At 72.5% G+C, this 11,595-nt stretch carries 9 protein-coding genes; 3 read left to right on the top strand and 6 right to left on the bottom strand.

Annotation, left to right across the window (positions count from 1 at the left end):
• The first annotated feature begins 84 nt into the window (after positions 1–84).
• Positions 85–1,593 carry a right-handed parallel beta-helix repeat-containing protein gene (locus AB0E90_RS06075; RefSeq protein WP_360399994.1) on the top strand — a complete coding sequence of 503 codons (1,509 nt, stop codon included), beginning with the start codon at positions 85–87 and terminating at the stop codon, positions 1,591–1,593.
• 101 nt (positions 1,594–1,694) lie between these two features.
• Here the strand turns inward: AB0E90_RS06075 and AB0E90_RS06070 are convergent, their stop codons facing one another.
• The 4 genes from AB0E90_RS06070 to ligA are packed head-to-tail and all read right to left on the bottom strand — an operon-like array spanning position 1,695 to position 6,764.
• Positions 1,695–2,390 carry a histidine kinase dimerization/phospho-acceptor domain-containing protein gene (locus AB0E90_RS06070; protein WP_360399991.1) on the bottom strand — a complete coding sequence of 232 codons (696 nt, stop codon included), beginning with the start codon at positions 2,388–2,390 and terminating at the stop codon, positions 1,695–1,697.
• A gap of 22 nt (positions 2,391–2,412) precedes the next feature.
• Entirely contained in the window at positions 2,413–2,685 is a 273-nt protein-coding gene (locus tag AB0E90_RS06065) for a PAS domain-containing protein (RefSeq protein ID WP_360399988.1), read from the bottom strand.
• The gene (locus tag AB0E90_RS06060) at positions 2,682–4,748 is read right to left on the bottom strand and encodes an ATP-binding protein (protein ID WP_360399985.1); all 2,067 of its coding nucleotides are present in this window, start codon (positions 4,746–4,748) and stop codon (positions 2,682–2,684) included. Before AB0E90_RS06060 ends, AB0E90_RS06065 begins: the two co-directional genes overlap by 4 nt.
• A gap of 33 nt (positions 4,749–4,781) precedes the next feature.
• A complete protein-coding gene (gene ligA / locus AB0E90_RS06055) occupies positions 4,782–6,764 on the bottom strand; it encodes an NAD-dependent DNA ligase LigA (protein WP_360399982.1) in 1,983 nt (660 codons plus the stop codon).
• A 106-nt stretch (positions 6,765–6,870) separates the two neighbouring features.
• Between ligA and AB0E90_RS06050 the strand changes: the two genes are divergently transcribed.
• Together AB0E90_RS06050 and AB0E90_RS06045 are read left to right on the top strand one after the other, a co-directional pair.
• Positions 6,871–7,626 carry a DUF3152 domain-containing protein gene (locus AB0E90_RS06050; protein WP_360399979.1) on the top strand — a complete coding sequence of 252 codons (756 nt, stop codon included), beginning with the start codon at positions 6,871–6,873 and terminating at the stop codon, positions 7,624–7,626.
• A gap of 73 nt (positions 7,627–7,699) precedes the next feature.
• On the top strand, positions 7,700–10,276 hold the full coding sequence (locus AB0E90_RS06045) for a tetratricopeptide repeat protein (protein ID WP_360399976.1): 2,577 nt from the start codon (positions 7,700–7,702) through the stop codon (positions 10,274–10,276).
• A gap of 8 nt (positions 10,277–10,284) precedes the next feature.
• Here AB0E90_RS06045 and AB0E90_RS06040 read toward each other — a convergent pair whose 3' ends face one another.
• Both AB0E90_RS06040 and AB0E90_RS06035 read right to left on the bottom strand, forming a co-directional pair.
• Positions 10,285–10,782: a hypothetical protein gene (locus tag AB0E90_RS06040; RefSeq protein WP_360399973.1), complete on the bottom strand. Its 498-nt coding sequence runs from the start codon at positions 10,780–10,782 to the stop codon at positions 10,285–10,287.
• A gap of 91 nt (positions 10,783–10,873) precedes the next feature.
• A complete protein-coding gene (locus AB0E90_RS06035; protein WP_360399970.1) occupies positions 10,874–11,551 on the bottom strand; it encodes a helix-turn-helix domain-containing protein in 678 nt (225 codons plus the stop codon).
• Positions 11,552–11,595 lie beyond the last annotated feature (44 nt).

The following is an 11,595-nucleotide window of genomic DNA, read 5'->3' as shown; positions in this document are numbered from 1 at the left end:
GGCCCCCCGATCCGGGACAGCGGGGGAGTCCCGTCCATCGATATGATCCGGCCCGACACGGATCGGTTACGAGGGGACGAATCTGTGACCACGCGAGGAATCAGCCGGCGAGTGCTGCTGGCCGGGGCACCGGTCGTCGGCGTCACGGCAGCGGTCGGCGCACCCGCCCGGCCGGCCCTGGCCGCACCGGCCGGGACGGCCGCCACACCGGCCGACTTCCAGGCGGTCGGCGACGGGGTGGCCGACGACACCGCGGCGCTCAACCGGGCCCTCGCGCAGGCCCGGGTGCTCGACTTCGGCGGCCCGGAGAAGATCTACCGGGTGACCGGCGACCTGGTCGCCGGGCAGGCGACGCCGCAGTTCCTGGTCGGCACCGGCGCGATCATCCGGTTCAGCGGCGCCAAACACGGTCCGCTGCGCCTGAGGGCGGCCGGGCATCAGGTCTCCGGCCTGGCGTTCGATGGCATCGATCCGGCACTCGGGCCTCAGCTGGGCGGCAAGGCGATCATCATCGAGGACGACGCGGCCGGGTCGCTGATCGACAACTGCCGGTTCACCGAGCTCGCCGAGAGCGCGATCCTGGTCAACCCGGGCGCCGTCCGCACCCGCATCGTGGGCTGCCTGTTCCAGCACTGCGGGCACCGCCCGCCGCTCGACACCCAAGGCGCCGTGGACAGGTCCTTCGTGGCCACGCTGCGGATCGCCGGCGACTACACCGCGCTGATCGACAGCCACCTGCTCGACTGCGACTGGGGCGTCTACTTCCGGGGCGAGCCCGAGATCAGCTACTACGAGTGCAGCGGCAACCTGATCATCGCCGGCGCGGACGCCACGACCAGCTCCCAGGGCATCTCCAACGGCCGCGGCCGGAGCGGCCGGATCGAGAACAACACGATCTCCGGCTTCGTCGACAACAGCATCGACTGCTACGGCTGCGTCGGCACGACCATCGTCGGCAACACCACCGAGGGCGGCAAGGACGGCGTCTTCATCGGCGACGAGGTCAGCGTGGGCAACACGGTCACCGGCAACGTGTTCCAGCGCCCGCAGCGCGGCGTCCGCATCATCGCCCAGGCGCCGCTCAACAAGTCGGTGACCGGCACGGTCGTCTCCGGCAACGTGGTGATCCAGCCCAGCATCACCGGGATCCTGGTGGAGAAGGGCGGGACCGCCGAGGTCAACGGCACGATCATCGCGGACAACCGGATCGATCTGCAGAGCGACGCCCCCGGCAACTTCGGCATCCGGGTGGTCGGCGCCGAGGTCACCCGGATCACCGGCAACCACGTCTACCGGTCGCACCAGCACGGCATCCGGCTGGAGGGCGCCGACATCGCCCAGATCGCCGGCAACATCGTGCAGGACCCGGGTTACGGCTGGACGAACGCCGCCGACAAGGTCTACGACGGCGTCTCGGTCACCACCTCGAACCGCGTGGTCGTCCGGGATACGGTCGTCTACGGCTCAGCCCGGTACGCGGTGGACGTGGCGACCGGCAGCGGCATGACGGTCACCGGCACCCGCTGGCGCTCCATCCAGCTGGGGGCCAACCTGCACTCCGGTGTGCTCGCCTCGGACAACCTCGGCTGGTAACTCAGACCCGGGCGGCAGGTGCAGGTCCAGCAGGATCAGGTCGGGTCGATGCTCGTTGGCGAGGTCGAGGGCTGTCGCCGCGAGCGTGACCGGGATCAGCGTCACCGTCGGCCGGTGCACCAGGATGCTCTCGACCAGCCGGATGTTGTCCGCCACGTCCTCGACGTAGAGCACCCGGGCCGGGTGGGCGTGGCCGGACGGCAGTGCGATGCCGGGCCGGGGGAGTGCTCCGGGCCGGTTGTGGCGCAGGCGCCGGACGGCAGGTCGATCCGGAGGCGTTCGCCCGGTTCCATTCGTGCGGTCACGGTGACCGTGCCGGTGGGGTGGTTGAACTTGATCGCGTTGGAGAGCAGGTTCATCAGCACCTGGCGCAGGCGTTGCCGATCGGCGAGCACACACCAGTCGGCCGGCAGCTCCGGGGCCGGCGTCAGGCCCACCACCTCGGCGTCCGCGATCGGGCGCACCAGGTCGAGGACCTCGGTGACCAGGGCGCCGACCGGCACCGGCACCAGGTTCAGGGCCAGATTGCCGCCCTCGATCCGGGTGATGTCCAGGACGTCGTCGAGCAGGGCGAGCAGGTGCCGGCCGGCGGTGTGGATGAGGCCGGCCCGTTCCCGGTGGCCCTCGTCGATCTCGCTGAGGGTGAGCAGCTCGCTGAAGCCCAGGATCGCGTTGAGCGGGGTTCGGAGCTCGTGGCTCACCCGTGACAGGAAGTCGTTCTTGGCGTCGTCGGCGGCCCGGAGCGCCCGGTTGGCCGCCTGCAGCTCCTGCGAGCGGCGGAGGATCTCGGCCTGCATCGGCCGGGTGCGGGCGCGTAGCTCATCGGTCTCCTGCTCGCCCTGTTCCCGCGTCGCGACGAACTCGGTGCAGGGAGGCGCGCAGGTTCGAGGTGCCGGTGGCGTCGGGGTCGCCGGGGTTGTCCGGAAAGACGTCGAAGAGGTAGCGGCCCACCATCTGCTCGCGGACGGTCAGCGTGGCGCTGAGGTACGCGTCGGTGACGGCGACGATGCGCAGATCCGGATCGAGAACCAGGAAGAGGCCGGGCGCGGATTCGAAGAGGGCCCGAAAGCTCGAATCGGGCAATTCAGTCATCCCGGGCGCTCTGGAAGCCTAGCCCGCATAGGCGGGGTGGGTGGCGGATCCATCTGTGTGGGTAGCCGTACGGTGAAGGTGGTGGCGGCCTCGTCGGTCTCGCCAACCCGGATGGTGCCGCCGTGCTGTTCGACGATGGCCCGGACGATGGTCAGGCCCAGGCCGCTGCCCGGTATGCCGCTGTGGCGGACGGCATCGCTGCGGAAGAACAGGTCGAACAGCCGGTCGCGCTCGTCGGCCGGGATCCGCTCCCCGGCGTTCGACACCGCGAGAGTGACCGTGAGTGGGTCGGTGTGCAGGTTGAGCACGATGGTGCTGTCGTCGCGGGCCCAGGTCAGCGCATTGGAGAGCAGCTCGTCGACGACCTGGCGCAGCCGGGCGGGATCACCGTGCAGAGGAGCCACCGGCGGGAGGTTCGTCTCGATCGTGACCCGGGTCGCGGCGCTCGTCCGGGCGTTGTCGACGGCGGCCCGCACGACCACGGTCAGGTCGATGAATTGCGGATGCAGGTCGATGTGCCCGGCACGCAACCCGGCGACGTCGAGCAGCTTCATCACGATGGCGTGCAGGGCGGCGGTGTTCCGCTGCATGACCTGCAGCATGACGCGGTGCTCGTCCGGCAGGTGCGCCTCCTCGAGCAACGTGTCGGTGTAGGCCTGGACGCTGGTCAGCGGTGTGCGCAGTTCGTGGCCGACCAGGGCGATGAATTCGTCGCGGGTCCGGTCGAGCTCGGTGGTGAGGCGTTCGGCGCGGCGGCGGGCGAGGAACTCGCCGATGTGCGCTCCGATACCGGTCATGATCGCGGTGCGGGTGTCGTCGGGGACCTCGCTGGTGTCGCTGTAGCAGACCAGCACGCCGAGGACGGCGGAGCCGCTGGTGATCGGGATGGCCAGGGCGGAGCGCGACGCACCCAGGTCATCAATCGGCAGATCTTGCGCCCAGACCGGGTTGGCGGTCTGCCAGGCGTGACCGGGCAGGTCCTGCCCGCAGCGCAGCGGGTAGGGCGTCCGGCCGAGCCGGTCGTGACCGGGTTCGGCCCAGCAGGTGGCGCGGCGCAGCACCTGGGTGACGTCGTCGACGGTCCAGAACTCCACCGCCGACCACTCGAGCATGCCGCCGATCACCTGCACGATGTCGGCCAGCACGACGTCGACCGGGTCGGGTTTCGAGGTCCGCTGGGCGATCTCCAGCTCGCATTCCTTGTATTTGGTGGCGCGCCGGTGTCCGGTCACTTCATGCAACGCCACTACCGCGGCCAACCCCGTCTGGCCGACGACCGGCCGGCCGTTGACACGGAAGAACTGCCGCGGTTGACCCGGCCGGCGGAACACGACCTCGGCGTCGCGGACCCGCTCGCCGCGCAGCGCGCGCATCAGCGGCACGTCGTTGCCGGGCACGCTGCGCCCGTCCGGGTGGAAGGTGTAGCGGTGTTGCGCCCATTCCTGGACCGGCGTTCCGTCGGCGAGGTCGCCGAACAGGCTGCGCGCGGCCTCGTTGTGCAGCACCGGCAGGCCCGCGGCGTCGCAGCCGACCACCGCGGTGTCCAGACTGTCGAGCAGAGCGTGCATCGACTGGTTCTGTTCCTGCAGTTCCTGCCGGGCGAAGACCTCGGAAGCCATCCGCTCGGTACGGGCCTGCAGTTCCCCGGCAAGCTCGCGGGCCTGCATGTAGGCGGTGACGTCCTCCACCCGATTGATGACCCAGAGCAGCTCACCACCCGGACCGAGCACGGGCGCGTTGACCGGCGCCCAGTACCGCGTCTCCATCCCGCCGCCGGCGGACTCCGGCCGGGCGACGGCATATTTCTGGATCGGCGCCGTGTCCACCACCCGCTCCCGCACGACGCGCCGCAGCGACTCCCTCAGCCGGGCCCTCGGCTCGTCCTCCCCCTTGTCCGGGAACACGTCGAACACCGGCCGGCCCACGATCGACTCGCGGCTCGTCATGGTGGCCGCCAGGTACGCCTCGTTCGCGTCCACGATCACCAGGTCCGGATCCATCACCAGAACGGGCGTCGGCAAGGCGGCGAACAACAATCGGTGGTCGACGCTGCTCCCGTCCATTCCCGCATTCTACGTAATTCCCCCATTTGGTTATCAGTCTCCGAGCAACTCCGCGAACTCGGCCGGGTCGATGATCGGAATGCCGAGCTTGGCGGCCCTGGTCGCCTTGGCCGTGGCCGTCTCGGAGGTGACCAGCGCCGTGGTGCTCGCCGAGACGCTGCCGCTGGCCCGGCCGCCCAGCTGCTCGATGCGCTCGCTCACCGTGGTGCGGGTGTACCCGGGGACGCTGCCACTGACCACGTACGTCTTACCCTCCAGCGGCTTGTCGCCCTCGGTCTCGGGGACGCTCATGGTCACGCCGGCGGCGGCGAGCCGGTCGATGACGCCGGCCATGGCGGCGAGGCCGTCGACGACGTGCTGGGCCTTGATCAGGCCCATCTTGTCGATCTCGGCGATCTCCTCGACGGTGGCGGCGCGCAGCGCGTCCATGGTCTTGAACCGGGCAGCGAGCCAGCGGCCGACGCTGCGGCCGGTCATCCGGATGCCGAGGCCGGTGATGACCCGGTTGAACGGCTGGGTCTTGCTGTGTTCGAGCGACGCGACGACCTTGGCCGCGTTGAGCTTGCCGAGCAGCACGACACCGCCGGCCTTGGTGTTGCCGACCGGCAGCTCGGCCAGTTGCTCGGCGGTCAGCACATAGAGGTCGGCCACGTCGTTCGCCAGGCCGGTGTTGACCAGGGCGACGCAGAGCGCCTCGCCCGCCCCCTCGACGTCCATCGCCTCGCGGCTGCACCAATATTCCAGTGCGTTGGTGGCGCTGCACGAGGCCGTGTGGCAGCGCCAGAGCAGGCTGGATTTGTCCCATGGCTCGCCGCACTGCGGGCAGGTCTCCGGCGCCACCCACGGGGTGAGGCCGTGCGGCTGCTCGCCGATGGGCGCGGTGACCCGCGGGATGACGTCGCCGGCCCGCCACACGGCGACGGTCTGACCGATCGCGAGGCCCTGCTCCTCGACGAACTTCGGGTTGTGCAGCGTCGCGTAGGTGATCGTGGTGCCGTCGACGAAGACCGGGTCGAGCACGGCCCGCAACGTGATGCGGCCGGTGCGTCCGACCCGGACCTCGATGTCGCGCAGAACCGTCGAGCCGGTGTCGGCCGGGTATTTGAACGCGGCCGCCCAGTGCGGCGTGCGGCTGCCGGAGCCGAGCCGACGGCGGGTCGACTCGAGGTCGGCGGTGAGCACCGCGCCGTCGATCGGGAACTCCAGGCCGCGGCGCAGCTCGCCGATGTGCGCGACGGCGGCGAGCGCGGTCTCGGCATCGGCGGCGACCTGGAAATCGCCGGTGGCGAGCCGCCCGGCCACCGGGAAGCCGAGCTCCACCGCCTGGGTCATGCGCTCCTGGTGGGAGCCGAACTGACCGGACACGTCGTACGCCGCGAAGGTCATCGGCGTCTCGTAGGTGCGGTCGGCGCTCCGGATCGACCCGGCGACCGCGCCGCGCGAGTTGATGAACGCCTTGGCGCCGGCCGCGACCCGGTTGGCACTGGCCGCCTCGAAGTCGGCGACGGTCATGTAGATCTCGCCGCGGACCTCACCCGTCCACGCCGTGCCGAGCCGGGCGGGCAGCCCGGCAACACCCCGCAGCACCTGGGCGGTGACATTTTCCCCGGTGCTGCCGTCGCCCCGCAGCGCCGCCAGGGCGAGCCGGCCCGACGCGTATTCCACCCGGATCGCGAGCCCGTCGAGCTTGACCTCGACCAGGCAGGGGTCGCCGCCGAGACTGGCGACGAACGCGCGCACCTCATCCTCGCCGGTGACCTTGCCGAGCGACATCATCGGCACCGGGTGCCGCACGTCGCCGCCACCGGACACACCCGCCGCGACCCGCGTCGTGACACCGCGGTCGTCCCACCCCGGATGCGCCGTCTTCGCCTCGGCGATGCGGTCGAGCAACGCGTCGTAGTCGGCGTCGGTCATCAGCACGTCGCCGGTGTCGTAATACGACTTCGCGGCGGCCTGCGCCTGGTCGACGGCGGCGGCGAAGCCGGCTTCGGTGAGGGCGGTGTCGTCCGTCATGCCGACAACTTACGTGGCGGGTACGACAAGTCCCGGGATGCAACCGCGATCGGCTCGCGCACGTCAGGGGAATGTGAGATCAACTCGACTAACGGCCGTCGCCGCGATGCTGTTTCTGCTGGCCGGCTGCTTTCTGCTGGCCGGCTGCGGCACGGCGGTCCGCGCGCAGCCACGGGCCGCCCCGTCCGCGACGGCGGCCGCCACGGTCGCGGCATCTCCGGCGCCGCCGTCTCCGGCGCCGCCGGTCCGGATCACCTACCCCGCGTCCGGCAGCCGGAGCTACGCGGTCGCGGCGGGGGAGACCGCCGCCCCGGCCGGCACGAAGGGCACCCTGCTGCGATACCACGTCGCGGTGGAACGCGACATCCACGGCATCACCGCCGCCGCGTTCGCCGCCACGGTCACCGCCATCCTGCGCGACCCCCGCAGCTGGACCGGGGCCGGCGACTGGCGACTGAAGCGCGTCGGCCCGGCCGACCGGGCGGACTTCACGATCCACCTGGTGACTCCGAAGACCCGCGACAGCCTCTGCGAGGGAGCAGCCGACGGCTACACCTCCTGCCGCACCCACGACGAGGTCGTGATCAACGTGGCCCGCTGGGCCAAGGGCGTGCCGGGCTACGGCGCGAGCCTCGACGTCTATCGCCAATACGTCATCAACCACGAGGTCGGCCACCGCCTCGGCCAGGCCCACGAACTCTGCCCCGGCCAGGGTGAGGCCGCCCCGGTCATGCAGCAGCAGACCCTCGGCCTGCACGGATGCAAACCCGACCCGTGGCCACTGCTGAACGGCGAACGCCACCGCGGAAGAATCGGCGCGTACGACGACCACGTCCCGCCCCGCGACCGCGGCCAATCCTGACCCGCTGTCCTGCCGCTGACTGCCCGCCGCCCGTTCGAGCCTTAGTGTCGGAGCGTCCACACAGGAGGCTCGCATGGCGCTCCCACCCTTCGCGGCGCTGCCCGACCCGGGGCAGGCCGGCACCCTCGACGATCTCGCCGAGCGGCTTCGCGCGCTGAAGGTCTGGGCCGGCGACCCGTCGTACGAGACGATCACCGGCCGGATCAACGCGGCGTGGGCCGAGGCCGGGCGCCCGCGCGGCGAGCTGGCCGGCAAGAGCACCGTCGCGGACTGCTTCCGGGCCGGCCGGCGGCGGGTCAACGCCGACCTGGTGGCCGCGGTGGTCCAGGCGCTGCACCCCGACCCGGGGTATGTGTCGCAGTGGCGGCAGGCGCTCCAGGTGGTCGAGGGCCAGGCCCGGGCGGCGACCCAGGTCCGGGTCCAGGACGCGCTGCCGGAGGAGCTGGACTCGTTCACCGGCCGCGCCGCCGAGCTGGGCCGGCTGCGCGTGGCGCTGGGCAACGGCGTACCGGTGGTCCTCTCCGGGATGGCCGGGGTGGGCAAGACCCAGCTCGCCGTGCACGCCGCCGGCCGCTTCCGCGAGGAGGGCCTCGCCGATCGGGTGCTGTTCGTCAATCTGCGCGGATTCCATCCCGACCCGGCCCAGCCGCCGGCGCAACCGGCCGCCGTCCTCGACGGATTCCTGCGCCTGCTGGGCGTCCCCGGCCATCAGGTGCCGCACGAGCTGGACGCGCGGACCGCCGCCTTCCGGGAGCGGCTCGCCGGCAGCCGGACGCTGGTCGTGCTCGACAACGCGGCGGACGAGGAGACGGTCCGGCCGCTGCTCCCGGCCACGCCGGGCTGCCCGGTGCTGGTGACCAGCCGGCGCACGCTCGCCGGCCTGCCGGACGCTGCGCACCTGGCAGTGGAGGTGTTCACCGCGGCCGAGGCGGTCAGTCTGCTGACCCGGGCCGCGACCGGCGTGCCGGTGGGCGCCGACCCGGCGGCGGCCACCCGGATCGCCGAGCGCTGCGGTCACCTGCCACTTGCCGTCGGTCTGGTCGCCGGCCACATCCGCGGCGCCACCGGGTGGACCCTGACCGACCACGCCGACCGGCTCGACCAACGGCACCGGCAGCGGCGCCTGGACGCCGGCGTGCAGCTCGCCCTCGACCTGTCCTACCGGCGGCTGGACGCCGACCGGCGCCGGCTGCTTCGCCTGGCTGCCGCACATCCAGGACCGGACCTCGACGCGTACGCCGCGGCCGCCCTCACCGGCATCGATCCGGACACGGCCGGAGCGGGCCTGCGCGACCTCGGCGCGGACCATCTGCTGCTGCGGGCCGCGGCCGGTCGCTACACGTTCCACGACCTGGTCCGCGCGTTCGCCGCCGAACGGTCCCGGGACGAGGACCCGCCGGCGGAGCGCCGGGCCGCGCTGACCCGGGTGTTCGACCTCTACCTGGCCGGCGCCGCCGCCGCGGCCGACATCCAGCACCCGGGCGAGGCGCACCGGCGGCCGCCGGTGCCCGCGCCCGGCACGCCGCTGCCGCCGATGGCCGATCCCCTCGCGGCGCGTGCCTGGCTGGACGCCGAGCGGCCCACGCTGGTCGCGATGGCCGCGCACGCCGCGACCCAGGGCTGGCCCGCCCACGCCACGCGACTGTCCCCGATCCTGTTCCGCTACCTGCAGGGCGGCGGCCACTCGGCCGACGCGCTGACCGTGCACGGCCACGCCCACCGGGCCGCCCGGGCCGCCGGCGACACCGGCGGCGCAGCGCTGGCCCTGGGCAGCCTCGGTGTCACCTACCGCCGGCTCGGCCACTACGACCAGGCCGCCGAGCTTCTCCAGCGGGCCCAGGCCCTGTTCCGGCAGATCGGCGACTCGGACGGCGAGGCGCGGGCGCTGACCAACCTCGGCGGCGTCGAGGAACGGCGCGGCCGCCTCCGCCCGGCCGCCGACCACTACGAACGAGCGCTCGAGCTGAGCCGGCGGTCCGGCGACCGCAGCGCGGAATCAGCTGCCCTGAGCAATCTCGGCTTTCTCGAATCGCGGCTGGGCGACCACGAGCGGGCCGCCGAGCGGCAGGCCCAGGCCCTGGCGCTGAACCGCGCCGCCGGCGACGTCATCGCCGCGGCCGGGGCGCAGACCAACCTGGGCGCCGCCAACACCCGGCTGGGCCGCCACCGGCTTGCCGCCCGCCATCTCCGGCAGGCGCTGTCGGCGTACCAGCGGCTCGGCAACCGGGCCGGCGAGGCCTGCGTGCTGGACGAGCTGGGCACCCTGCACGCCCGGCTCGCTCAGCCCGCCCTGGCCGCCGACTTCCACCGCCGGTCGCTGGCCATCGTCACCGCCATCGGGCAGCGTGACGGCGAGGTGTGGGCGCTCAACGGGCTCGGCGAGGCCGCGCACCTCGGCGGCCGCCCGGCCGAGGCGCTCGCCCACCACGAGGCCGCGCACACCCTCGCGGCGGACATCGGCGACCTGGACCAGCAGGCCCGCGCCCACGCCGGCCTGGGCGCCGCGCACCGCGCCCTCGACCAGCGGGCGCTCGCCCGCCGGCATCTCCGGCACGCCGTGACGCTCTACGCCGAGCTGGGCGTGCCGGAGGCGGACCGGATCCGGACCGACCTCGCCGCACTCGACGAGGACCGGTCCGGAGCCGCCTGACCCTCGAGTCAGGCGGTGGTGGCTTCGATGGTGAAGCACCGGTGGAGGATGTGCGCGCTCGGCGACAGCAGCGGCGCGCTGAGCCGGATGTACGGCTGCACCGTGGTGGTGCCGGCCCCGACGCTGATGAGCCCCCAGGTCGTCCGGGTCTCCCACGTGTTGGCGTGACTGGCGAAGTTCGCCGGCCCGAAGACGCCCTCGCTCGGCTGCCCGCCGTTGATCGCCCAGCCGAGCCGTACCTCCGCGTTGTTGGCGTTGTCGACGCCGACGTCCGCGGTCGCCGATACCTTGAGCGTGGTCGCACCGGTCGTCACGACCGACCTCGCCGGCAGCATGGTGATCCAGCCGGCGTCCGAGAAGAACTCGAAGCCGGGCATCGAGCAGATCGACTGCGACGCCGGGATGGCCGCGGCCGGACTCGCCGCCACGGCGGTGACCACACCGGCGGTGCCGGCCACGAAGGCGACGGCCGCCCCCGCGCCGATCACCCGCTTCCTGATGTTCATCGTTTCCCCCCTCGTTTACTTTCCTGTACGCCACTGACTGTCCGATGTGGCGCGGCCGGGCGAGGGTTTCCCGGATGAACCCGGATAGCGGCTACGCGAGGCGGAGTTCGGCGGCCTCGGCGCGGGCCCGGTCGATCGTGGGCTGCGGGCAGCCGCACAAGCGCAGGCAGGAGTCGGCGATCGTCTGGGCGTCGGCGCTGTCCGGCTCGCGGGTGCGGCGGAGCTGGATCACCACCTCGGTGACCTGGATGAGCAGCTCGCCGAGGCGCTGTGCGCTGGTGCCGGCCAGCACCTCGGGGCCGGCCGTCCGGGCGCCCAGGCGGCCGTAGGCGTCCTGCAGCTCCTGGCGCTCGGCGCGGAACGAGTCGTAACGCTCGTGCTGCACCTCGGGGAGCAGATAGAGCGTGCCGATGTTGTGCGGCGTGCGGCTCAGGGTCTCCACGTCGATCAAGGCGAGCAGGTAGAGCGCCGCGGCGGCGCTGGCGTTTCCCGGGACGAGAGCCTCGATCCGGCGCACGGCGTCCAGGCTGGGCCGCACCGAGGTGGTCAGCAGCTCGATGAGCAGGTCGTCCTTGCCGGCGAAGTGGTAATAGAGCGACGCCTGCCGGATGCCGACCCGCTCGGCGATCATGCGGGTGGTGGTCGCGGCGAAGCCGTGCTCGGCGAACAGCGCGGCCGCCGCGTCCAGGATCTGCTCGCGGGCGGTGGCGCCGGCCGGGCCCGAGGCGGGAGCGTGCCGCGGCCGCCCCGGTCGAGCCTGCTGCGTCATGTCCTCAGCCTTCCACACGCCGTTCCGGCGCCTGTCCGGCCGGT

Origin of the sequence: Actinoplanes sp. NPDC026619 (genome assembly GCF_040638295.1) — a bacterium.
Taxonomy (GTDB): Bacteria; Actinomycetota; Actinomycetes; order Mycobacteriales; family Micromonosporaceae; genus Actinoplanes.
Note: the sequence above shows the minus strand (reverse complement) of the source record. Positions and strands in the feature narration are given on the sequence as shown.